Below are 21,946 nucleotides of genomic sequence, written 5' to 3'. Positions count from 1 at the left end.
ACGCCTCGCAGTTGACAGGGTGCAGCCGCTGGTGTTTGATCTGGGAGCGCTCCCAGAAACATCCGGCCCCGATCGCCCGGTGTGGACTGGGAGCGCTCCCAGAACACTGGGTGGCCTTCGCCGTCGAAGGGGTCGCACGCGACCGAGGCGGCCGGGGTCGTCCCGATCAGCGAGGATCCCCGTGACGACCACCACCCTGCCGACGACCGCCACCGGCGCGCTCGGCCTCGGCTCGACGGGCCTCGCGTTCGGGTGCGACTACAACCCCGAGCAGTGGGACCCCGAGGTGTGGGTCGAGGACGTCCGGCTCATGCGCGAGGCCGGCGTGAACCTCGTCGCGATCAACGTCTTCGGCTGGTCGCACGTCGAACCGCGGCAGGGCGAGTACGACTTCGCCGCGCTCGACACCGTCATCGAGCTGCTGCACGGCGCGGGCATCGGGGTCGACCTGGGCACCGGCACCGCCTCGACCCCGCCGTGGCTCACCACCCGGTACCCCGAGGTCCTGCCCGTCGTCGCCGACGGCACCACCCGCTGGCCCGGTGGCCGCCAGGCGTTCTGCCCGAGCTCGCCGATCTACCGCGAGCACGCCCTCGCCCTGGTCCGCGCCACCGCCGAGCGCTACGGCGACCACCCCGCCGTGCGGCTCTGGCACGTGTCGAACGAGCTCGGCTGCCACAACGCACACTGCTACTGCGACGTGTCCGCCCAGGCGTTCCGCGGCTGGTTGCAGGCCCGGTACGGCACGGTCGACGCGCTCAACGCCGCGTGGGGCACCTCGTTCTGGAGCCAGCGCTACTCGGCGTGGGAGCAGGTGCTGCCGCCCCGCGCGACGCTGTCGTTCACGAACCCGGCGCAGACCATCGACTTCGACCGGTTCTCGTCCGACGAGCTCCTCGGCCACCACCGTGCCGAGGCCGCCGTCCTGCGCGAGCTGAGCGACAAGCCCGTCACGACGAACTTCATGGTCGCCGCGCACATCACGGCGCTCGACTACTGGTCGTGGGCCGGCGACATGGACGTCATCGCGAACGACCACTACCTGGACCACCGCCTGCCCCGGCCGCACGTCGAGCTCGCCTTCGCCGCCGACACCACGCGAGGCCTGGCCGGCGGTGCCCCCTGGCTGCTCATGGAGCACTCGACGGGTGCCGTGAACTGGCAGCCGCACAACGTCGCGAAGGCCCCGGGGGAGATGCTCCGGAACACCGCGGCGCACATCGCCCGCGGCGCCGACGGGGTCTGCTTCTTCCAGTGGCGCGCATCCGTGCAGGGCAGCGAGAAGTTCCACTCCGCGCTGCTGCCGCACGCCGGCACCGAGTCGGGGACCTGGCACGACGTGGTCGCGCTCGGCACCCTGGTCGAGCGGCTCGGCGAACTGCGCGGGTCCCGCGTGGTCGCCGACGTCGCGCTCGTCTTCAGCTGGGAGAACCAGTGGGCGGCCGACCTGGAGGCCCACCCCAGCACCGCGCTCCGCTACCTGGAGCAGGTCCACGCGTTCCACGCCGCGCTCTGGGACCTCGGCGTGACCGTCGACGTCGTCGCCCCCGGGGCACCGCTCGACGGGTACGCGCTCGTCGTCGTCCCCGAGCTGTACCTGGTGCGCGACGAGCACGCGGCCGTCATCGCCGACCACGTCGCCGGCGGCGGACACGCGATCGTCAGCTGCTTCAGCGGCATCGTCGACGAGCGCGACCGGGTCCGCACCGGCGGCTACCCGGGCGCCTTCCGCGACCTGCTCGGCGTGCGGGTGGACGAGTTCCTCCCGCTCGCCGCCGACGCCACGATCGCGCTGTCCGACGGCACGACCGGCAGCGTCTGGTCGGAACCGGTCGAGCTGCTCGGTGCGACGAGCGTCGTCGACTACGCCGAGGGCTCGCTCGCCGGCCGTCCGGCCGTCACCCGCAACGAGCACGGCGCCGGGACCGCCTGGTACACGTCCACGGTGCTCGACACCGGTGCGCTGGGCGGGTTCGTCCACCGCGTCCTCGACGAGGCCGGGGTGCGCGCCGACCCCGCAGTCCGCCCCGGACTCGAGGTCGTCCGTCGCCGGGACGACACCCACGAGTGGGTCTTCCTGCTGAACCACTCCGACCGCACCGTCGAGCACCACGAGGCCGGCCACGAGCTCGTCGCCGACCGCCCCGTCACCGGGACCACCGCCATCGCCCCCGGCGGGACCCAGATCATCCGCACCGACAGGAACCGCTCATGACCACCACCGCACAGTCGCCCAGCGCGACCCGACGACGCCGGGGCGGCGGGTTCCGCTACCGCCGGGCCATCGCGATCTTCGTCCTGCCGTTCGCCGTCCTGTTCACGGCGTTCTACCTGGTCCCCATCCTCTACGCCGTGTGGGAGTCGCTGCAGAAGATCGAGCGGCAGGGCACGTTCGGCGCCCCGACGCAGGTCTTCGGCGGCCTGAGCCAGTACGCCCTGGTGTTCCAGGACGGCGAGTTCTGGAGCTCGGTGCTCCGCGTGCTGCTGTTCGGTGTCGTGCAGGTGCCGGTGATGCTCGGGCTCGCGCTCCTGTTCGCCCTGCTGCTCGACTCCCCGCTGCTGCGCGGCAAGCGGTTCTTCCGCCTGGCGTTCTTCGCGCCGTACGCGGTGCCCGGCGTCATCGCCGCGATCATGTGGGGCTACCTCTACGCCCCCGACCTGTCGCCGTTCTCCGCGGTGACCTCGCGGGTCGACCTGCTCGGCGGCAGCACCGTGCTGTGGGCCGTGGCCAACGTCGTGACCTGGGTCTACGTCGGCTACAACATGCTCATCATCTACTCGTCGCTCCTCGCGATCCCCGCCGAGGTGTACGAGGCGGCGAAGCTCGACGGTGCGTCCCAGCTCCGGATCGCCCTGTCGATCAAGATCCCGCTCGTGGTGCCGGCCATCGTCCTCACCGCGGTGTTCTCCGTCATCGGCACGCTGCAGCTGCTGACCGAGCCGACCGTGTTCCGCCAGTTCACCTCGACCATCTCGTCGACGTTCACGCCGAACATGCTCGTCTACTCGACGTCCTCGGTGCCGAACTTCAACCTCGCCGCGGCGTTCTCGGTCGTCCTCGCCGTCGCCACGTTCGTCCTGTCGATCGGGTTCCTCCGACTGACCCAGCGGAAGGCCGCCGAATGACCGTCAACGCCCCGTCCCAAGGTGACCTCGTCCGCGACGTCGGCCGACCGCTCGAGCCGAACCGGGCCTCCCGTCCGCACCAGCGCGGAGCGCGCGGTCCCCGTGAGAGCGTCATCTCGCGCAGCGCCGCGATGATCGTGATGGGGGTCTTCACCCTCTACTTCCTGCTGCCGATCTTCTGGCTGCTGGTCTCGTCCACCAAGACCGCGGCGAACTTCAACTCGACGTTCTCGCTGTGGTTCAGCGCCACCTCGGTGCAGGACTTCTTCGGCAACCTCGTCGAACTGTTCACGCGGCAGGACGGCATCTACCTGCGCTGGCTCCTGAACAGCATCGCCTACGCCGGGGTCGCCGGCCTGCTCGGCACCGTGCTCTCCGCGATGTGCGGGTACGCCCTGGCCAAGTACCGGTTCCGCGGCCGCGAGGTCCTGTTCAACGTGTTCCTCGGCGGCGTGCTCGTGCCGGCGACCGCCCTGGCCCTGCCGCTGTTCCTCATCTTCAGCCAGGTCGACCTGACCGACACGTTCTGGTCGGTGTTCCTGCCGAGCATCGTCAGCCCGTTCGGCGTCTACCTGTCACGGCTGTTCGCGGCGTCGAGCGTGCCCGACGAGATCATCGAAGCGGCCCGCATCGACGGTTCCGGCGAGGTCCGGACGTTCTTCACCGTGGCCGTGCGCCTCATGTCGCCCGCGCTCGTGACGATCTTCCTGTTCCAGTTCGTCGCCGTGTGGAACAACTTCTTCCTGCCGCTCGTGATGCTCCGCGACTCGTCGCTGTTCCCCGTCACCCTCGGCCTCTACACGTGGAACTCGAGCGTGAACCAGTACCCGGACCTGCGCACCCTCGTGCTCATCGGGTCGTTCGTCTCGATCATCCCGCTGCTCATCGCCTTCCTGAGCCTGCAGCGCTTCTGGCGCTCCGGCCTCGGCTCCGGCGGCCTGAAGTAGCCCCTCGACCCGCACCCCTTCCCGCACCAGCTCTCCCCACACCACATCCGAACGGAAACAGCATGAAGACAACGAAGTTCCTCAGCGTCGCCGCGATCGCCGTGGCCGCCACCGTGGCCCTCGCCGGCTGCAGCACCGGTGGCAGCAGCAGCGGCGGTGGATCCGACACCGCGGCCGCCAGCTGCAAGCCCTCGGACGGCAAGGTCACCCTCGACTTCACGACCTGGGTGCCGAACATGGACAAGGTCGTCGCGATCTGGAACAAGGCCAACCCGGACATCCAGGTCAAGGTCTCGATCGTCGCGAACGGCAACAGCGGCACCTACCAGAACTTCTTCAACCAGCTGAAGGCCAAGCAGGCGCCGGACATCGGCCAGGTCGAGTACGACACCCTGCCGGCGTTCCGCGTGCAGGGCGGCCTCGAGGACATCGGCGCGTGCGCCGGCATCAGCGACGCGAAGAAGGACTTCTCCGACGGCCTGTGGAACCAGGTCACCTTCGGTGAGTCGAAGTCGGTCTACGCCGTGCCGCAGGACTCCGGTCCGATGGCGCTGTACTACCGCAAGGACCTGTTCGAGAAGGCCGGCCTCGACGCCCCGAAGACGTGGGAGGAGTACGCCGAGGACGCCGTGAAGATCAAGAAGCTCGGCGGCAACATCACCAACTTCGCCAAGGGGGACGTCAACCAGTTCGCCGGGCTCGTCTCGCAGGCCGGTGGCCAGTGGTTCGAGAACTCGGGCCAGGACTGGAAGGTCAACCTGGACGACGCCGCGTCGAAGAAGGTCGCCGACTACTGGCAGGACCTGATCGACAAGAAGCTCGTCAACACCCTGCCGAGCTTCACCGACCAGTGGAACAACGCCTACGACAGCGGCAAGGACTGGACCTGGGTCTCCGCGGTCTGGGGTGCGAACACCATCTCGAGCGGTGCGCCGTCGACCTCGGGCAAGTGGGCCGTCGCCCCGATGCCGCAGTGGAAGTCCGGCGAGACCAAGTCGGCCGCCTGGGGCGGTTCGTCGAACGTCGTCTTCGCGGGCAGCAAGCACCCGGCCGAGGCGTCGAAGTTCCTGGTCTGGCTGAACACCTCGACCGAGGCGCTGTCCGCACTGAACAAGGAGGCCAACCTGTACCCGGCCTCGACCACCGGCGCCGACCTGCCGGCCCTGACCGAGGGGCTCGACTTCTACGGTGGCCAGAAGATCTACGAGGAGTTCGCGACCGCGGCGAAGGACATCCAGCCCTTCACCTGGGGTCCGACGATGACGCAGACCTACTCGGACGTGTCCGACGGCTTCGGGCAGGCGGCGTCCGGCTCGGGCACCCTGAGCGAGGCGCTCGAGTCCGGGCAGTCGAAGACCATCGCGGCGCTCAAGGCGCAGTCGATCCCGGTCAAGGGCTGACGGACGGCGGCTGACGTCGCGCGGTCCACGCGCTGACAGCGGACAGGAGGCCCGTGGCGGGATCGCCACGGGCCTCCTGTCCGTCTCGGGGTCGTGTTCCGGACCCCGTCGCGCGCTCGCAGCGCGCTCGTCTTGCTCGTCGCTACGCGACCGCGATCTCGTTGGGCACGCCCGGCAGCTCGTCGCTCGAGGCGATGACCTTCCCGGTGGTCAGGTCGACCGCGTGGATCTTCTGCTCGGCGGGGTCGGTGACGTAGGCGATGTCACCCTCGACCTTCAGGGCCGGGTGGGCGTCCTGCCACTCGGCCGGGCCCTCCCACGCGTCGATCACCGGGTACGACTCCAGCTGCTCGCCGGTCGTCTCGTCGAAGGTGTGCAGGGCACCGTCGTCGCCGAGCACGACGGCCTCGTCACCGGGGCCGCGGGCCAGGTCGCGGAACGTGAAGCCGACGCCGTCGGGCATGTCCGCGACGGTGTACTTCCCCGAGGCCGCGTCGATCAGGGCGATCTGGTCGAGCAGGTAGCCCTCGCTGTCGGGGTCGTCGTTGTAGTCGCCGACCGCGACGGACGAGTCCTCGGTGGTGAACAGGTTGCCGGTGCGGCCGTACTCGGTCGGGGCGTCGATCTTCTCGAACGCGCCGTTGTCGTAGACCAGTGCGCCGTCGGTGCAGCCGAACACCGCGACCTCACCCTTGACCGCACCCTCGCCGTGCACGTCGGGGCACTCCTCGGACCGGGTGATCTCCTCACCGTCGGCGTCCAGGGCGCGCACGCCGGAGCGGCTCTCCTCGGTGCCGATGGTCGTCAGGAGCGTGCCGTCCTCGAGCTCGATCGCGACGCCGTGGTGGGCGGCCTCGGACTTCGTCGTCTCGACCTTGGGCAGGTCGGCACCGTCGAGCTCGGTGTGGTCGAACGTCGTCACGTCCCCGGTACCGTCGGCGAACAGAGCGGTGCGGTCACCGTGGACGACCGCGTGGCCGCCGGTGTCGGCGGGGAACACCGCGTCGGTCAGGGCCGGGTCGGCCTGGGTGTCGAGGACCCGGAAGCCCTCGGGCACGGTGACGAGCACGTGGCGTCCGTCACCGGCGGGGTTGACCCGGGTGAAGCCGTCGATCGCGTCGTCGGCCACCACCTGCAGGTCCTGGTCGAGGACGAGCAGGCCGCCGTCGTAGGTCAGGGTGATGCGGGTCCCGTCGGCCTTCGGGGTCGCAGTGGTGTCGGACCCGGCGTCGGTGTTCGTGGCGCACCCGGTCAGGGCCAGGGCGGCCGCGCCGAGCAGGGCGGCGGGCCACGCGGCCCGGAGCGTCTTCGTGTTCGTCATGTCGCTCACTGTATTGATTCTCATTCTCAATTACCAGTCGACAAGCCGTCGACGATGGCCTCGGTGTTCGAGCGCATCATGCCGAGGTAGGTGGAGGCGTCGCCGTCCGCGGTGAGGGACTCCGTCGCCAGCGGGCGGATCTCGACGTGCAGGTCGACCTCGTCCGCGAGCACCTCGGCCAGTCGCGCGGGCTGCGAGGCGTCGGCGAAGATCGTCCGGACCCCCGCCTCGTCGATGGCATCGGCCAGGTCGCGCAGGTCTGCGGCGCTCGGGGAGGCCAGCGTGGTCCCGCTCGGGATCACCGCCCCGACGACCCGGAACCCGTAGTGGTCGGCCAGGTAGCCGAACACGTGGTGGTTCGTGACGAGCGCCCGGCGTTCCTCGGGCACGGTCCGGAACGCCGCCGTCATCGTGTCGTCCAGGTCGCGGAGCTCGTCCAGGTAGGCATCGGTGCCGGTCGGCTCGATGCCGGCGTCGCGCAGGTCCTGGTCGAGGGCCTCGACCACGTCGACCATCCGGGCGGGGTCGGTCCAGAAGTGCGGGTCGGGGCCGCTGTCGTCCTCGGTGGTCCACTCCAGCGGGTCGAACGCGTCCCCGGCGGTGGAGACCGGCACGCCGTCCTCGGCTGCCGCCGCGACGTGACGGGCGACCCCTTCTTCGAGCCCGAGCCCGTTCTCGACCACCAGGTCGGCGCTCCGCAGTCGTGCGGCTTCCTGCGCGGAGACCTCGAACGAGTGGGGGTCGGCGCCCGGGGGCATGAGGACCATGACGTCGGCCTGGTCCCCGACGACTTCGCTGACGACGTCGCCGAGGATGGTCGTCGTCACCGCGACGAGGGGTCGGTCGGAGCCGGCGGTGGTGCACCCCGTGGCGACGAGGGCGACGGCTGCGGCGACCAGGCCCGCGATCAGGGCCCTGGTGCCCGTCACAGTCCGACCTCGGCGAAGGCGACGGGGGCGACGGGGAGCTCGATCGTGCGGGCGACCCGGGCGCCGTCGGCGAAGTCGATCTCGTGCACGGTGCCGTCCGAAGGGTCGGCCACGTAGGCGCGCTGGGCGTCGAGCTGCAGCATCGGCGCGGGGCCGTCTACGCCGGTGTCGATGAGCGCCTTCGTCGTGGCCACCTTCCCCGTCGAGGCGGTCACGACGACCACCCGCCCGGAGTCGTCGACCCCGACCACGTGCTCGTCCTCGTCGTCCACCGCGACCACGGCGCGCAGGGGCCGATCGGTCGGCACGAGCCGCCAGGAGCCCTGTCGCACGTCGAGCAACCAGAACCCGGTGGTGCCGGCCAGTCCGGCGACGGTGGGCCGGCCGGCGCGGGCGGCGAAGGCCGTCGGACGCTCGGCGCCGTCGGGCAGGGCGACGAACGAGGCCTCGCCGGCGTCGTCCACCACGACCGCTCCGTCGGCGCAGCCCACGACGGCACCGGCGCGGGTGACGATCCCGCCGGCGGGGTCGGTGCAGGTCTGTGCGGTGTCGGCGGAGTCGGTCGCCTCGCCGTCCGGGTCGAGCACGCGGACCGTGTCGCCGTCGGCTGCCACGAGCTGCTCGCCCATCGGTAGCAGGACGCTCGCGTCGATCCGTGCGGTCTCGTCGACCTCGCCCTGGCCCAGCGCCTCGCGGTCGAGCACGACGGCCTCGGCGCGGTCCGGCCAGGTGATCGTCGTCATGGTCTCGGACGAGTGCACCTCGACCCGGCCACCGCCGTCGATCGTGCCCACGACCCGCGGCTCGGCGGCGTAGTAGTGCGTGTGGTCGCCGTGGTCGACGGTCCAGGACCCGCCGTCGACGATCGTCGTGCGGTCGGTGTCGCTGGTCACGAGGAACCGGCCGTCGGTCGCCGAGTGCTCCGGTGCGTCCACGTCGTCGAGTTCGGTGGTCTCCTCGGTGAGCAGGTCGTGCAGTGCGGTCGCGCCGGATGCCGACACGGCCAGGAGGCGCACCTGGGGTTCCTGGGACTCGCTCGCTCCCGCCACGTAACCGTGGGGACGGGCGGTGCCGGTCGAGCCGTCGGCCGACGGGGTGTCCGTGGAACAGGCGCTGACGGTGAGGGCCAGGCCGGTGGCGAGGCCGATGGTGGACAGGAGGCGCGCGGGGGCGCGGCTGGTGGTCGAGTGCTTCATGCTCCCTCTCGAGACGGTGCGGCGGATCGTGGTGCTGCCGGCGCGGCCACGCGCGCCGGTGTGGGGATCGGTGTGTGCCGCAGGACGACGGCGGCCAGGGCGCGCGAGACCACGACGCCGCCGACGGCGACCGCGGCGATGCTCGCGCCGGCGGCGGTGCCGGCGTGCCAGGACACGAGCAGCCCGACGAGCACGGCGGCGGCACCGATGCCGGCGCCGAGGAGCATCGTCGAGGCCACGTGCCGGGTCCACGCGCGGGCGGCGGCCGCCGGCGCGAGCAGCAGGCCCACGACGAGCAGGGTGCCGACGGCCCGGTACGAGGCGACGACCGCCAGGGTGACGAGCCCGATGAGCACGACCTCGGCCAGGCGTGGGTGCAGTCCGAGCGTCGTGGCCTTCCGGGTGTCGAACGCCAGTGCGGTGAAGGGCCGGTGGAACGCCACGGCGACGGCCAGGGCCACGGCTGCGGCGATCGCGAGGCCGCCGACGTCGGCCCGGGTTACGGCGAGGACGTCGCCGAACAGGATCGCGGTGACATCGGTGGCGAACGACCGCGAGGACGAGACGATGATCACGCCGAGTGCGAGCATCCCGACGAAGAGCAGGCCGATCGAGGTGTCGTACGACAGTCGGGCACGACGACGCAGTGCCCCGACACCGAGCACCATCACGCCCGCACTCACCGCGGCACCGAGCACCGGCGGGATCCCGGTCAGGGTGGCGATCGCGACGCCGGGCAGCATGCCGTGCGAGAGCGCCTCGCCCAGGAACGCCATGCCCCGGACCAGCACCCACGTGCCGACCACGGCGCAGAGGACCGCCGCCAGGGAGCCGCCGACCAGGGCGCGCACCATGAAGTCGACGGAGAACGGATCGGTCAGCCAGGTCACGATCCGAGACGCTACATGAAAACGAGTATCGATACTGATAGCGTGCTCAGGTGCCTGCGACCGAGCCGACCGACCCCGCCGCGCCCCGATCCGCCGTCCACCTGGACCGGGTGACGGCCGTCCTCGGCGACCGGACCGTCCTCGACATGCTCGACGTGACGTTCCCCGCCGGGGTCGTGACCGCGCTCACCGGACCGAACGGATCCGGCAAGTCGACGCTGCTCGACGTGGTCGCGGACGTCGTGCGGCCGACCGCCGGGCGGGTGACGGGCCTCCCGTCCGACGGCGTCGCCTACGTGACCCAGTCCGTGCCGCCGACCACGCTCCCGCTCACCGTCCGCGCGGCCGTCACGATGGGGCGGTGGCGGCACCGCGCGTGGTGTCGGCCGCTCGGACGCGCCGACCGGGCGATCGTCGACGCGCAGCTCGAGCGGATGGCGATCACGGACCTGGCCGACCGGCCGGTCGAGGAGCTCTCGGGCGGGCAGCGTCAGCGTACGCTCGTCGCGCTCGGGCTGGCCCAGCGGGCCGGGGTGCTGCTGGTCGACGAACCGACCGCCGGCGTGGATACCGAGTCTGCGGCGCTCGTGGTGGCGGCGCTCGCCGACGAGGCCGCGGCCGGGGTCGTGGTCGTGCACGCGGCCCACGACCCGGCAGCCATCGCCGCAGCCGACCGCATCGTCACCCTGACCTGACCCCGCGTCCGTCGGGTCGATTCCGCTGAACACCGGTGTTCACCCGTTGAACCGCGGTTCTCGCGTGTTCAGAGCACGAACACCGGTGTTTTGTGGGCCCCGGAACGGCGGTCAGGGGCACGCGACGGCCACCGGGACGGTCGGCGTCGGGTCGGCCGCGACCGGCTCGACCGCCGGCACGGCGCTCGACTTCCGCAGCCCCATCGCGACGAGCACGACGGCACCGACGATCGCGACCCCGCCGGCCAGCCAGAAGTCAGCAGCCAGACCGAACGACGACACCGCGGCACCACCGAGCACCGAACCGGCGGCGATCGCGAGCTGGATCGTCGTGACGAAGAGCGCGAGCCCGGTCTCGGACCCAGCTGGCGACGCCGTCGACATCCACGTCTGCATCCCGAGTGGCAGCGCACCCCACACCAGACCCCACACGACGAGCAGCACGAAGACCCCCACGACGGAGTGGGCGAGCAGCGGCAGCAGCACGACGGCCGCCGCGAGCACGAACTTCGACGCCCCGATGGTGCCGAGGACACTGCGGTCGAGCGTGAAGCCCGCGGCGAAGTTCCCGACGATGCCCGCGACGCCGAACACCAGCAGCGCGATCGTCACGGTGTCCGGGCCGACGCCGACGAGCTGCTGCAGGTACGGCGCGATGTAGGTGTACGCGGCGAACTGGGCCGCGAAGACGAAGGCTGCGGCGATGAGCCCGACCCGGGCGCGGGGCACGCGGAGCAGCGACCCGAGCGTCGCGAACCGCACCCGCTGCTGCGCGGGGATCCGCGGCAGCATCGCCAGTTGCAGGACGAGCGCGACGAGGCCGAGCGCCCCACCGATCACGAAGCCGAGGCGCCAGCTGGCGAGCGACGACACCAGGGCGCCGAGCGGCAGGCTCACGACGGTCGCGACGGAGACGCCGGCCGTGATGAGCGAGGTCGCGCGGATCGTCAGCTCCGGCCGGACGAGTCGCCCGGCGATCCCGGCGCCGATGGCCCAGAAGCCCCCGATGCCGACACCGAGCAGCATCCGTGCGATCAGCAGCACCCAGAACGAGGGTGCGATCGCGGCGAGGCCGTCGGCGACCACGAGCAGCACGGTCAGGGACACGAGCACCACCCGGCGGTCGAGCCGCGAGGTCAGGACGGTGACGACCGGTGCCGCGACGGCGCCGACGAGTCCGGTGGCGACGACCATCAGGCCGGCGGTGCCGATGCCGACGTCCAGGTCGTCGGCGATGGCGGGGAGCAGCCCGATGGGCAGGAACTCGGACAGGACGAGCACGAACGACCCGAGTGCGACGGACGTGACGCTGAGCCACCCGCGGCGCGCTGCTGACGATGTCATGGGGGCGTCAAGCGGGTTCCGACGGCCGCCATTCCCGTGTGACGGCGAGCGGGTCAGGCGTCGAGCGCGCGCCGCGCGGCCGCGACGACCTCGGCGTCGGTGACGAAGTGCGCGGAGCCGTCGTCCCCGGCGCCCATCGGCACCCCGGTGTGCGTGCTGTCCGCGGCCGGACGCTTGGCCGACAGGTGCACGGCGGCGGCACCGGTGGCGAGCAGTGCGCGGACGTCGGCGGGGGTGACCCCGGCGCCGGCCATCACCTGCACCGGCCCGGCGGCCTCGACCATGCGGGCGATCGTCTCGGCACCGGCGACCGCGGTGGGGGCGGCGCCCGAGGTCAGGACGCGGGTGAACCCGAGCGCCGCGAGCGACGCGGCAGCGGCGACGGGGTCGGTCGCGTGGTCGATCGCGCGGTGCAGGGTGACCTCGGCGGTGGCGCTGACCGAGCGGGCGGCGTCCACGAAGCGGCGGAGGGCGTCCTCGTCCAGGGTCCGGTCGGGGCGCAGGGCACCGACCACGACACCGGCGGCCCCGGAGCGCAGGACCGTGCGGACCTCGCGCACCATGAGCTCGACCTCGTCGGGGGAGTGCACGAACCCGCCCGGGCGGCAGCGGACCAGCGCGTGCGCCGGGATCCCGGTCTCGTGGGTCGTCTCGACCAGTGCCTGCGAGGGGGTGAGCCCGCCGAGCTCGAGCCCGACGCAGAGTTCGACGCGGTCGGCGCCGCCGTCCCGCGCGGTGATCGCACCAGCCGGAGAGGTCACGGCGATCTCGAGTGCGGCGGTGGTGCTCATGCAGGGGCTCCGAGCGGTTCGTTGGAGGCGGGGACGATGCGGGCGCGGAGGTCCGGTGCCGTCGGGAACACTCGATCGTAGGGGAACATCGGCCGCTCGATCCTGTGGTGCCCGAGGCGCAGCAGGTCCTGGTCGACACCGCCCGGGGTGAGCGCGAGCATCCAGTCGGCGGACATGTCGAACAGCTCCGGTTCGAGGTACCCGATCTTCACGATGACGACGTCCGCCTGCCGCGGCGTCAGGTCGAGGTCGGTGAAGTCGTGCTCGTGGTGGTACGGCTTCCGCAGCTTCGTCAGGATCGCGAAGACGCTGCCGACCTGCAGCACGACCTCGGTCTCGGCGTCCCGGTCGCCGTGCTTGATCGCGTGCACCCGCCCGGTCATCGTGATCGGGCCGGCATGCACGTGGTCCACCGACGCGCCGGCGGTCACGGTGATCGTCGCACCGACGCCGGCCTCCACCGCCGCGGCGACCGCGGCCGGTCCGGGCACGCTCGCGTAGATGACGGTCGGGCCGGACGGGTCCTGGAACTCCGGGCGGGCGAGCACCTGCGTCAGGCCCCAGGTCATGTCCCCGGAGCCGCCGGCCGTGGGGTTGTCGCCCGAGTCCGAGACGAAGTACGGCTTCGCGGCGCCCGGGGCGAGCGCGGCGTCGAGGCACTCCTCGAACGTGCCGGTGGGGGCGACGAACACGAAGTCCTCGCGGACGTCCCAGAACGCCGCCGCGAGTCGCTCGGCACCGGCGGCGACGGCTGCCTCGTCCCACCCGGTGACGACGGTGACGGCCTGGTCGCGGGGCTGGTCGGCCCAGGCGTACCCGACCCAGATCGCGGCGTCGAGCACGCCCTCGGTCTGCTCGACGAGCGGGACCTGCGCGTACAGGGACTTCGCCGGCTCGAGACGGGTCGAGGTCTGCTCGCCGGGCAGCAGGACGGGGATCGGGATCCACGCCTTCACGGGTCGCTGCGCACCGACCGGGCGTTCGGTGAGCACGTCGACGAGGTTCCGGACGGCACGCTCCTTCGTCTCGAGGGTGTCCTCGTGCGGTGCCATCCGGTAGCAGGTGACGAGGTCGACCTGGTGGGCGAGCTCACGCGTGACGTTGCCGTGCAGGTCCATCGACGCGGAGACGATGACGTCGGGGCCGACGACCGCGCGGATGCGGCCGAGCAGGTCCGTCTCGGCGTCGTCGAGCCCCTCGACCACCATCGCACCGTGGATGTCGTACCAGAGGCCGTCGACCGGACCCATCGCACCCAACCGCTCCACGATCTCGTCGGCCAGGGCTTCGTACGACGCCCGGTCGACGATCCCGCCGGGCAGCGCGTGCCCGATGAGCGCCCCGCGGAAGTCCGCCCGGTCGGCCATGGTCGCCAGGAACGGGTACCGGGCGACGGCCTCGTCGCCGCGGTCCGGGTGGAACGCGGGGGCGTGGGTCCGGGTCGGCGTGAACGTCGACGTCTCGATGGCGAGCCCGGCGATGGCGATGACCGGGCGACGGGCACCAGCGGTGCTGGCGGGGGCGGCGGGGGTGACGGGACCGGTCTCAGACACGGACGCTCCTGTTCCTGGTGGTGGACTGGGGGATGGGCGCGGAGAGCTCCTCGAGCGAGGCGGCGAGACCCCGCTGCAGGGCGAACTGGCCGGCGCCGACGAGCCCGGCATCGGCACCGAGCGACACCGGCTCGATGGCCAGGTGTTGGGTCATCAACGGGTGGCAGCTCTCGTAGAGCTGGCTCCGCACGGCGGCGATGAACGGGTCGAGGGTCGACAGGATGCCGCCCAGGTAGACGGCGTCCGGGTTGAAGAAGTTCACGTTGGCGGCGAGCACCTCGCCCAGGTACTTGCCCGCCATCCGCACGGCACGGGTGGCCTCGGGGTGCGCGTCCGAGGCGAGCCGGACGACGTCGGCGGTCGAGGCGACGTCGACCCCCGCGTTCGACAGGATCCGGACCAGGGCAGCCCCGGACGCCACCGTCTCGAGGCACCCGGTGTTGCCGCACGAGCACGGGGTGTCCCCGGCGGCGTCGATCCGCACGTGCGTGATGTCCCCGGCCGCCCCGGTCGACCCCCGGTAGAGCCGACCGTCGATGACGATGCCCGCGCCGATCGCCGAGCCGGCCTTGATCGTGATGGTCTGGCGTCGAGCGGGATCCTGGACGGTCTGCTCACCCGCCGCCATGCAGTTCGCGTCGTTGTCGACGATCGCCGGCAGGCCGAACCGGTCGCTCAGCCACGCGGCCACGGGGAACCCGTTCCACCCCGGCATCCGGCTCGGCAGGTCCACGACCCCGGCGACGACGTCGACGGGCCCGGGCAGGCTGAGCCCGACGCCCCGCAGCCCTTCGCGACCACGGTCGTCGGCGAGCCGCTCGAGCAGCGCGGCCAGGCGCTGGAGCCCGGCGGTCGGACCGTCGGAGAGCGCGAACGGGACGTTCGCGACCGACTCGAGCGCGCCTCCAGGCAGGACCACGCCGATGCGCGCGTGCCCGCCACCGACGTCCGCGGCGACCGCGTACTCGTCGACGCCGCCGATGCGGAGTACCTTGCGGGGTCGCCCGCCGGTCGAGACGTCGGTGCCTTCCTCGGCGAGGATCCCGTGCTCCAGGAGCTGGCCGACGACGTGCGAGACGGTCGAGGGGGCGGCTCCGAGCACCTTCGCGATCTCGGTCCGGCTGGCGGCCTGCCCCGATGCGACGAGCTCGAGGACGCGGGCGCTGAGATCGGCCACGACTTTCTCCAATCCGGGCGGAACGGGAGCGGAACACCGGTCGGTGGTCCGTTCTGCCGCGAGCCTACGGGGCGGATCGAGCGGTCCACCCTTTCGTCCGTTCCGCAGTAACGCAGTTTTTACATCGAGATGTTTGTTTTTCCAATTGCTTTGGTCCTTGACTGTCCTCGTGCCGCTCGGCACCCGTGCTCCACCTCCCCGAAGTCCCTCGCACAAGGAGACACCGCATGTCCAAGCCCCGTCGCTGGGCGCTCCTCACCGGAGCTGCGATCGCCGTGAGCGCGCTGCTCGCCGGCTGTTCCGGAGGCGGCAACGCCTCGCAGGGATCGACCGACGAGATCGACTACGCGCTCCCCGCCAACTTCACGCCGAACTGGATCCTGCCGATCGGCACCGCCGCGCACCTCAACACGAACAACGGCTCCATCGCCCAGTCGCTGTACGAGCCGCTCGTCGCGTACGACGGCTCCACCGGCAAGATCGCGTGGAACAAGGCCGGCTCCGTCGCCACCGACGCGAAGTTCGCCGACGACGGCAAGAGCGTGACCATGACGCTCGGCGACCGGCACTGGTCGGACGGCGAGGCGATCACGAGCCGTGACGTCGGGTTCTGGTTCAACCTGATCAAGGCGAACAAGGACCAGTGGGGTTCGTACTCCAAGGGCAAGGCGCCGGACAACTGGACGTCGTTCAAGGCCGTCGACGACACGCACTTCACCATCACGTTCGACAAGGCCTACAACTCGGACTGGATGCTCGCCAACCAGCTGAGCCACATCATCCCGCTGCCCCAGCACGCGTGGGACAAGACCAGCGCGACCGCGAAGGTGACCGACGCCGACGAGACCACCGCCGGCGCGAAGCAGGTGTGGAAGTACCTCAACACCGCCGCCGGCAAGATCTCCGACTACGCCACCGACGACCTGTGGAAGACCATCTCCGGCCCCTACGGCGTCAAGACCTTCACCACGGCCGGCAAGGTCACCCTGACGGCCAACAAGAAGTACGACGGTGGTGAGAAGCCGTCGATCACCACGGTGAACCTGCTGCCCTTCACCACGGCCGACGCCGAGGTGAACGCCGTCCGCTCGGGCGAGGTCGACTACGGCTACATCAACGCCACCGACATGGACCAGAAGGCGTCCTTCACCGGGAAGGGCTACGAGGTCGAGCCGTGGACCGGCTGGGCCATCACGTACATGCCGTACAACTTCAACAACCCCGACATGGGCGCCGTCTTCAAGCAGCTGTACGCCCGTCAGGCCGTCCAGATGTCGATCGACCAGACGTCGCTGTCGAAGGTGGTCTTCAACGGCACCGCCACCTCGACCTACGGTCCGATCCCGCAGGCACAGGAGTCCGACTACGTCTCCGACGTGCAGAAGTCGAACCCGTACCCGTTCAGCACCTCGAAGGCCAAGGACCTGCTGACCAGCCACGGCTGGGAGGAGCAGGGCGGCACGATGGTCTGCACCGACCCGGGCACGTCCGCCAGCCAGTGCGGCGAGGGTGTCAAGGAGGGCACGAAGTTCTCGATGCAGGTGCTGTCGCAGTCCGGTTCGACCGTGACCGACAACATGATGAGCGCGATCCAGTCCTCGCTCGCGAAGACCGGCATCGACTTCACCATCAAGACCGCGCCGGTGTCGAGCGTGCTGTCGCAGACCCCGACCTGCACCTCGGACGAGGCCAGCTGCGACTGGGACCTGTCGTTCTTCGGCACCGCGGGCAGCTGGTACTTCCCGGCCTACCCGACCGGTGAGTCGCTGTTCCAGACCGGCGGTTCGGCGAACTTCGGCAGCTACTCGAACAAGGAGGTCGACTCCCTGATCGACGCGACCACCACCTCGACCGACGCCACCGCCGTGCAGGACTACAGCGCCGCGGTCGCGAAGGACCTGCCGGTGATCTGGCTGCCGAGCCCCGACTACCAGATCTCGGTCGTCAAGAAGGGCCTGTCCGGCTTCGACCAGGACTCGCTCGCCAACTTCCACCCGGCCCAGTGGAAGTGGACCAAGTAGGTCGCTGACGCGACCACGGCCTGGAGGCGCGGTGCGGGCCCGACCCGCACCGCGCCTCCGCCCCGGCTCACGCAAGAACCGACCATCGGAACCCGCATGACCACAGCTCTCTACCTCACCAGGCGCGTCCTGCAGGCACTCGCGGTGATCCTCATCGTCACCGTCGTGGTGTTCTGCCTGCTGCACGCGCTGCCCGGCGGCCCCGCCCGCGGCGTGCTCGGCGTCTCCGCGACCCCCACGCAGATCGCCCAGTTCAACCAGGCGCAGGGGCTCGACCAGCCGCTGCCCGTGCAGTACCTGCGGTTCCTCGGTCGCCTGCTCACCGGCGACCTCGGCACCTCGTACACGCTCAACGAGCCGGTCTCGCAGCTCATCGCCGAGCGCCTGCCGAAGACCCTCGTGCTCACCGGCATCTCCGCGGTGCTCGGACTCGTCGTCGCGATCCCGGTCGGGATGCTCCAGGCGGCCCGCCGCAACGGTGCGGTCGACTACGCCGCCACCGCCCTGGCCTTCGTCTTCTACTCGACGCCCGCGTTCTTCCTCGGCCTCGTCCTGATCATCGTCTTCAGCCAGCAGCTGCCGTGGCTGCCGTCCCAGGCACCGAGCGGCACCACCCTGGCCGAGGTGTTCCAGGACCCCGCCGGACTCGTGCTGCCCGTGGTGACCGGAGCCCTCGCGATGATCGCGGTGTTCAGTCGGTACATGCGCGCGTCGACGCTCGAGAACCTGCAGGAGGACTACGTCCGCACCGCCCGTGCCGGCGGCGCCTCGACCGCGACGATCCTGCGGCGGCACGTGTTCCGGAACTCGCTGACCCCGGTCGTCGCGATGCTCGGGTACTACCTGCCGGTGCTGTTCGGCGGCGCCCTGGTGACCGAGCAGCTGTTCAACTACCCCGGCATGGGGCTGCTGTTCTGGAACGCCGCGCAGTCCTCCGACTACCCGACGCTGCTCGGCTGCGTCCTCGTCATCTCCATCGCGACCGTCATCGGTACCCTGCTCGCCGACGTCGCACAGTCCCTCATCGATCCCAGAGTGAAGGCGAGCCGCGCATGACCGCCGTCCAGATGGCCCCCGAAGCCCCGGGCGCCCCCGTCACCGTCGCGGCCACCGGGTTCCGGCTCGCCGCCCGCCGGTTCCGGAGCAACACCCTCGCCGTGATCGGCCTCGCCCTGATCGTCGTCATCGTGCTGTTCTGCTTCGTCGGCCCGTTCGTGTACCCGACCGACCAGACCCACACGCTGCTCGAGCAGGCCAACCAGGGCCCGAGCGCCGCGCACTGGCTCGGCACCGACGCCGTCGGCCACGACGTCCTCGGCCGCCTGATGTACGGCGGCAAGGTCTCCCTGATGGTGGGCATCGCCGCCGGGGTCCTGGCCACCGTCGTCGGCACCCTGTGGGGTTCCGTCGCCGGGTACGTCGGCGGCTGGGTCGACGCGCTGATGATGCGCGTCGTCGACGCCGGCATCGCGATCCCGGCCCTGTTCATCCTGCTCGTCATCTCGGCGATCACGAACCCCGGCGTCGGCGGCCTCATCGTCATCCTCGGCCTGGTGTCCTGGCTCGTGCCGTCCCGCCTGATCCGCGCCGAGACCCTGACGCTCAAGAACCGCGACTACGTCCTGACCCTGCGCGCGATCGGCGGCTCGCACGCCCGCGCCATCGGTAAGCACCTGCTGCCGAACTCGGTGTCGACGATCGTCGTCGCGGCGACGTTCCAGGTCGCCGACGCGATCCTGCTGGTCGCCTACGTCTCGTACCTCGGGCTCGGCGTGCAGCCGCCCGCGACGGACTGGGGCGGCATGCTCTCGGCGGGTCTCACCGCCGCCTACTCCGGACGCTGGTGGCTCATCGTGCCGCCGGGTCTGGCCGTGATCCTGGTCGTCTGCGCGTTCAACGCGGTGGGCGACGGACTGCGGGACGCCTTCGACGTACGGGGCCGCTGATGACCAACGAACCGATCCTGCGGACGACCGACCTCGGCGTCTCCTTCAGCACCGAGTCCGGCACCGTCGACGCCGTGCGGGGGGTGTCCCTGTCGGTCGCCCCCGGCGAGACCCTCGCCCTGGTCGGCGAGTCCGGCTCCGGCAAGTCGACGGTCGCCCTCGCGGCGATGGGCCTGCTCTCCGGCAACGCGACGGCCTCGGGCAGCGCCGTCGTCGCCGGACACGAGGTCGTCGGCGCCGCCGAACCCGCGCTGCGGGCCCTGCGCGGCTCGACCGTCTCGATGGTCTTCCAGGAGCCCGCGACCGCCCTCGACCCGCTCACCCGCGTCGGTGCCCAGATCGCCGAGGTGATCCGGAACCACCGTGACGTCTCCGCGTCCGCCGCCGCGGCCGAGGCCGTCGACCTGCTCCGTCGCGTCGGCATCCCCGACCCCGAGTCACGTACCCGGTCGTTCCCGTTCCAGCTGTCGGGCGGGCAGCGCCAGCGCGTGGTCATCGCGATGGCGATCGCGAACGCCCCGAAGCTCCTCATCGCGGACGAGCCGACCACCGCCCTCGACGTGACCGTGCAGGCCGAGATCCTCGAGCTCCTCCGCGCGCTCGCCGTCGAGACCGGCACCGGCGTGCTGCTCGTCACGCACAACATGGGTGTCGTCGCGGACTTCGCCGACCGGGTCGCGGTCATGCTCCAGGGCGAGATCGTCGAGACCGGTGGCGTCGAGGACGTCCTGCTCCGCCCCGAGCACGAGTACACCAAGCGGCTCCTCGCCGCGGTGCCGCGGCTCAACGTGGCGGGGGACCGTCCGTCGGCTCCCGTCACCGACGCGGAGACCGAGCCGGCCGGGAGGCCCGGTGCGGCCCCGGTGGTCGACCTGCGGGACGTCTCGGTGACGTTCGGGCGCGGGGCGCGCGCCGTCCACGCGCTCGCGGGCATCGACATCGCGGTGCACGCCGGTGAGACCGTCGGCCTGGTCGGCGAGTCCGGCTCCGGCAAGTCGACCGCGGCCCGGGTGGCGCTCGGGCTCATCAAGCCGACGTCCGGCACGGTGTCGCTGTTCGGGCAGGACCTGCGGACCGCGAAGGGCCGTGACCGCCGTGCACTCCGCTCCGGCATCGGCGTCGTGCTGCAGGACCCGGTGGCGTCCCTCGACGCCCGGATGTCGGTGGCCGAGTGCATCGCGGAGCCCCTCGCCGTGCACCGTCGCGGGATGTCCTCGGCCGATCGTCGTCGTCGCATCGACGAGGTGCTCGACGCGGTGCGGCTGCCGCGGACCCTGGCGTCCCGTGCTCCGCGCGAGCTCTCCGGCGGGCAGCGCCAGCGGGTCTCGCTCGCCCGGGCGCTGGTGCTCGAACCGCGGTTGCTCGTCGCCGACGAACCGACGTCGGCGCTCGACGTCAGCGTGCAGGAGACCGTGCTCGAGGTCCTCGGCGAGCTGCAGGACGATCTGGGGTTCGCGTGCCTGTTCGTCTCGCACGACCTGGCCGTCGTGCAGCACTTCGCCGAGCGCGTCGTCGTGATGCGCCAGGGCGTCGTCGAGGAGCAGGGCACCACCGGCACGACGCTGCTGCACCCCACCACCGACTACACCCGTCGCCTGCTCGCCGCGGTGCCGGTGCCCGACCCCGTGCTGCAACGGCAGCGTCGGACGGAGCGCCTCGCCTCACTCGCGGCGGTGACCGCGTGACCCGGGCCCTGGCCGGGGTCGACGTCGGCGGCACCAACACGAAGGTCGTCCTGACCACGCCCGACCTCGAGGTCATCGACCGCCTCGACCTGCCGACGCCCGCCCACGCGGGCGGGGCGGCGATCGTGACGGCGGCACTCGGGGCCGTGACGGGTCTGCTCGACACGCACCGGGCCTCCTTGGCGGGTGTCGGGGTGGGCGCGGCCGGCGTCGTCGACCGGACCACGGGGACCGTCCTGGTCACCGGCAACTCGTTCACCGGGTGGGCCGGCTACGGCGTGACCCGGGCGGTGACGGACGCCCTCGGCGTCCCCGCGACGCTGGACAACGACGTGAACGCGTTCCTGCTCGGCGAGATCGCCACCGGCGCGGTCGTGGGGGAGTCCGACGTGCTCGGCATGACCCTCGGCACCGGCGTCGGCGGTGCGCTCGTGCTCGACGGACGGCTCTTCGCCGGCCCGCGCGGAGCCGCCGGCGAGATCGGCCACGTCCCCGGCTTCGGCGACGCCCGGTGCACCTGCGGGCAGACCGGGCACCTGGAGACCATCGCGGGCGCGCGCGGCATCGCCGACCGCTACGCCGAACGCTCCGGGCGGATGCTCTCGGCACGGGACGTCGCCGTCGCCGCCCGCGGCGGGGACGCCGACGCGGTCGCCGTCTTCGCCACCGCGGGGTGGGGCCTGGCCCGTGCCGCACTGCTGACCGCGGGGATCCTCGACGTCACCACCGTCCTGATCGGCGGCGGGATCGCACGGTCCTGGGACCTGCTCGAACCGGCCATCTCGGCGGCGATCGCCGCGGAACCGCCGGTCAGCGGGGCGACGATCCGGCTCGCGCAGTCGACGCTCGGCTCCGACGCCGTGGCGCTCGGCGCAGCGGCGCAGGTGCGAGCGCGCGTGCTGGAGCCGGAGACCGCGTAGCGGGG

The 21,946-nt window shown here is 71.6% G+C and carries 18 protein-coding genes; 10 read left to right on the top strand and 8 right to left on the bottom strand.

Features of this window, described 5'->3' with window-relative positions; all coding sequences use genetic code 11:
• The first annotated feature begins 181 nt into the window (after positions 1–181).
• The 4 genes from QRN49_RS05620 (at position 182) to QRN49_RS05605 (ending at position 5,473) form a co-directional block, all read left to right on the top strand.
• Positions 182–2,215: a beta-galactosidase gene (locus tag QRN49_RS05620; protein ID WP_284754335.1), complete on the top strand. Its 2,034-nt coding sequence runs from the start codon at positions 182–184 to the stop codon at positions 2,213–2,215.
• Positions 2,212–3,126 carry a carbohydrate ABC transporter permease gene (locus QRN49_RS05615; protein ID WP_027467229.1) on the top strand — a complete coding sequence of 305 codons (915 nt, stop codon included), beginning with the start codon at positions 2,212–2,214 and terminating at the stop codon, positions 3,124–3,126. Before QRN49_RS05620 ends, QRN49_RS05615 begins: the two co-directional genes overlap by 4 nt.
• Complete coding sequence (locus QRN49_RS05610; RefSeq protein ID WP_228516621.1) at positions 3,123–4,073, top strand: carbohydrate ABC transporter permease; 951 nt, start codon at positions 3,123–3,125, stop codon at positions 4,071–4,073. Before QRN49_RS05615 ends, QRN49_RS05610 begins: the two co-directional genes overlap by 4 nt.
• Before the next feature lie 62 nt (positions 4,074–4,135).
• Positions 4,136–5,473, top strand: coding sequence for an ABC transporter substrate-binding protein (locus QRN49_RS05605; protein WP_111028690.1), 1,338 nt, complete (start codon positions 4,136–4,138; stop codon positions 5,471–5,473).
• A gap of 142 nt (positions 5,474–5,615) precedes the next feature.
• Here the strand turns inward: QRN49_RS05605 and QRN49_RS05600 are convergent, their stop codons facing one another.
• From QRN49_RS05600 to aztB, 4 genes are read right to left on the bottom strand one after another with little or no spacing between them, the layout of a single operon-like run.
• Positions 5,616–6,794 carry a hypothetical protein gene (locus QRN49_RS05600; RefSeq protein WP_284754329.1) on the bottom strand — a complete coding sequence of 393 codons (1,179 nt, stop codon included), beginning with the start codon at positions 6,792–6,794 and terminating at the stop codon, positions 5,616–5,618.
• Between the two features lie 26 nt (positions 6,795–6,820).
• Positions 6,821–7,723, bottom strand: coding sequence for a metal ABC transporter solute-binding protein, Zn/Mn family (locus tag QRN49_RS05595; protein WP_284754328.1), 903 nt, complete (start codon positions 7,721–7,723; stop codon positions 6,821–6,823).
• The gene (locus QRN49_RS05590; RefSeq protein ID WP_284754326.1) at positions 7,720–8,919 is read right to left on the bottom strand and encodes a YncE family protein; all 1,200 of its coding nucleotides are present in this window, start codon (positions 8,917–8,919) and stop codon (positions 7,720–7,722) included. Before QRN49_RS05590 ends, QRN49_RS05595 begins: the two co-directional genes overlap by 4 nt.
• Positions 8,916–9,809: a zinc ABC transporter permease AztB gene (gene aztB, locus QRN49_RS05585; RefSeq protein ID WP_284754324.1), complete on the bottom strand. Its 894-nt coding sequence runs from the start codon at positions 9,807–9,809 to the stop codon at positions 8,916–8,918. Before aztB ends, QRN49_RS05590 begins: the two co-directional genes overlap by 4 nt.
• Positions 9,810–9,859: 50 nt before the next feature.
• Here aztB and QRN49_RS05580 point away from each other — a divergent pair, with 50 nt between their 5' ends.
• On the top strand, positions 9,860–10,504 hold the full coding sequence (locus tag QRN49_RS05580; RefSeq protein ID WP_284754322.1) for a metal ABC transporter ATP-binding protein: 645 nt from the start codon (positions 9,860–9,862) through the stop codon (positions 10,502–10,504).
• 111 nt (positions 10,505–10,615) lie between these two features.
• Here the strand turns inward: QRN49_RS05580 and QRN49_RS05575 are convergent, their stop codons facing one another.
• Genes QRN49_RS05575 through QRN49_RS05560 form a run of 4 tightly spaced genes read right to left on the bottom strand, consistent with a single transcriptional unit; the run spans position 10,616 to position 15,369 of the window.
• A complete protein-coding gene (locus QRN49_RS05575) occupies positions 10,616–11,848 on the bottom strand; it encodes an MFS transporter (protein WP_194623570.1) in 1,233 nt (410 codons plus the stop codon).
• A 53-nt stretch (positions 11,849–11,901) separates the two neighbouring features.
• Positions 11,902–12,639 (bottom strand): copper homeostasis protein CutC, encoded by a 738-nt coding sequence (locus tag QRN49_RS05570; protein WP_284754319.1) that lies wholly within the window; start codon positions 12,637–12,639, stop codon positions 11,902–11,904.
• Positions 12,636–14,192, bottom strand: coding sequence for a M81 family metallopeptidase (locus QRN49_RS05565; protein WP_284754317.1), 1,557 nt, complete (start codon positions 14,190–14,192; stop codon positions 12,636–12,638). The genes QRN49_RS05570 and QRN49_RS05565 overlap by 4 nt, the downstream gene beginning before the upstream one ends.
• Positions 14,185–15,369: an ROK family protein gene (locus tag QRN49_RS05560; protein WP_083404204.1), complete on the bottom strand. Its 1,185-nt coding sequence runs from the start codon at positions 15,367–15,369 to the stop codon at positions 14,185–14,187. Before QRN49_RS05560 ends, QRN49_RS05565 begins: the two co-directional genes overlap by 8 nt.
• Positions 15,370–15,596: 227 nt before the next feature.
• Here QRN49_RS05560 and QRN49_RS05555 point away from each other — a divergent pair, with 227 nt between their 5' ends.
• The 5 genes from QRN49_RS05555 (at position 15,597) to QRN49_RS05535 (ending at position 21,941) form a co-directional block, all read left to right on the top strand.
• Positions 15,597–17,390 carry a peptide ABC transporter substrate-binding protein gene (locus QRN49_RS05555; protein WP_111028682.1) on the top strand — a complete coding sequence of 598 codons (1,794 nt, stop codon included), beginning with the start codon at positions 15,597–15,599 and terminating at the stop codon, positions 17,388–17,390.
• A gap of 96 nt (positions 17,391–17,486) precedes the next feature.
• The gene (locus QRN49_RS05550; protein WP_027467218.1) at positions 17,487–18,446 is read left to right on the top strand and encodes an ABC transporter permease; all 960 of its coding nucleotides are present in this window, start codon (positions 17,487–17,489) and stop codon (positions 18,444–18,446) included.
• On the top strand, positions 18,443–19,336 hold the full coding sequence (locus QRN49_RS05545; protein ID WP_111024068.1) for an ABC transporter permease: 894 nt from the start codon (positions 18,443–18,445) through the stop codon (positions 19,334–19,336). Before QRN49_RS05550 ends, QRN49_RS05545 begins: the two co-directional genes overlap by 4 nt.
• Positions 19,336–21,021 carry a dipeptide ABC transporter ATP-binding protein gene (locus QRN49_RS05540; protein ID WP_284754309.1) on the top strand — a complete coding sequence of 562 codons (1,686 nt, stop codon included), beginning with the start codon at positions 19,336–19,338 and terminating at the stop codon, positions 21,019–21,021. The genes QRN49_RS05545 and QRN49_RS05540 overlap by 1 nt, the downstream gene beginning before the upstream one ends.
• Positions 21,018–21,941, top strand: coding sequence for an ROK family protein (locus tag QRN49_RS05535; RefSeq protein ID WP_284754307.1), 924 nt, complete (start codon positions 21,018–21,020; stop codon positions 21,939–21,941). Before QRN49_RS05540 ends, QRN49_RS05535 begins: the two co-directional genes overlap by 4 nt.
• Positions 21,942–21,946: the final 5 nt, after the last annotated feature.

The organism is Curtobacterium sp. ME-Dv--P-122a (genome assembly GCF_030209645.1).
GTDB classification, from domain to species: Bacteria; Actinomycetota; Actinomycetes; order Actinomycetales; family Microbacteriaceae; genus Curtobacterium; species Curtobacterium flaccumfaciens.
This window is presented reverse-complemented; position numbering and strand designations above follow the sequence as displayed.

Excerpts from the sequence above, each read along its gene's own strand:
- QRN49_RS05615 (WP_027467229.1), top strand. The coding sequence starts at position 2,212 with ATGACCACCACCGCACAGTCGCCCAGCGCGACCCGACGACGCCGGGGC.
- QRN49_RS05610 (WP_228516621.1), top strand. The coding sequence starts at position 3,123 with ATGACCGTCAACGCCCCGTCCCAAGGTGACCTCGTCCGCGACGTCGGC.
- QRN49_RS05605 (WP_111028690.1), top strand. The coding sequence starts at position 4,136 with ATGAAGACAACGAAGTTCCTCAGCGTCGCCGCGATCGCCGTGGCCGCC.
- QRN49_RS05600 (WP_284754329.1), bottom strand. The coding sequence starts at position 6,794 with ATGACGAACACGAAGACGCTCCGGGCCGCGTGGCCCGCCGCCCTGCTC.
- QRN49_RS05590 (WP_284754326.1), bottom strand. The coding sequence starts at position 8,919 with ATGAAGCACTCGACCACCAGCCGCGCCCCCGCGCGCCTCCTGTCCACC.
- QRN49_RS05575 (WP_194623570.1), bottom strand. The coding sequence starts at position 11,848 with ATGACATCGTCAGCAGCGCGCCGCGGGTGGCTCAGCGTCACGTCCGTC.
- QRN49_RS05570 (WP_284754319.1), bottom strand. The coding sequence starts at position 12,639 with ATGAGCACCACCGCCGCACTCGAGATCGCCGTGACCTCTCCGGCTGGT.
- QRN49_RS05555 (WP_111028682.1), top strand. The coding sequence starts at position 15,597 with ATGTCCAAGCCCCGTCGCTGGGCGCTCCTCACCGGAGCTGCGATCGCC.
- QRN49_RS05550 (WP_027467218.1), top strand. The coding sequence starts at position 17,487 with ATGACCACAGCTCTCTACCTCACCAGGCGCGTCCTGCAGGCACTCGCG.
- QRN49_RS05545 (WP_111024068.1), top strand. The coding sequence starts at position 18,443 with ATGACCGCCGTCCAGATGGCCCCCGAAGCCCCGGGCGCCCCCGTCACC.
- QRN49_RS05540 (WP_284754309.1), top strand. The coding sequence starts at position 19,336 with ATGACCAACGAACCGATCCTGCGGACGACCGACCTCGGCGTCTCCTTC.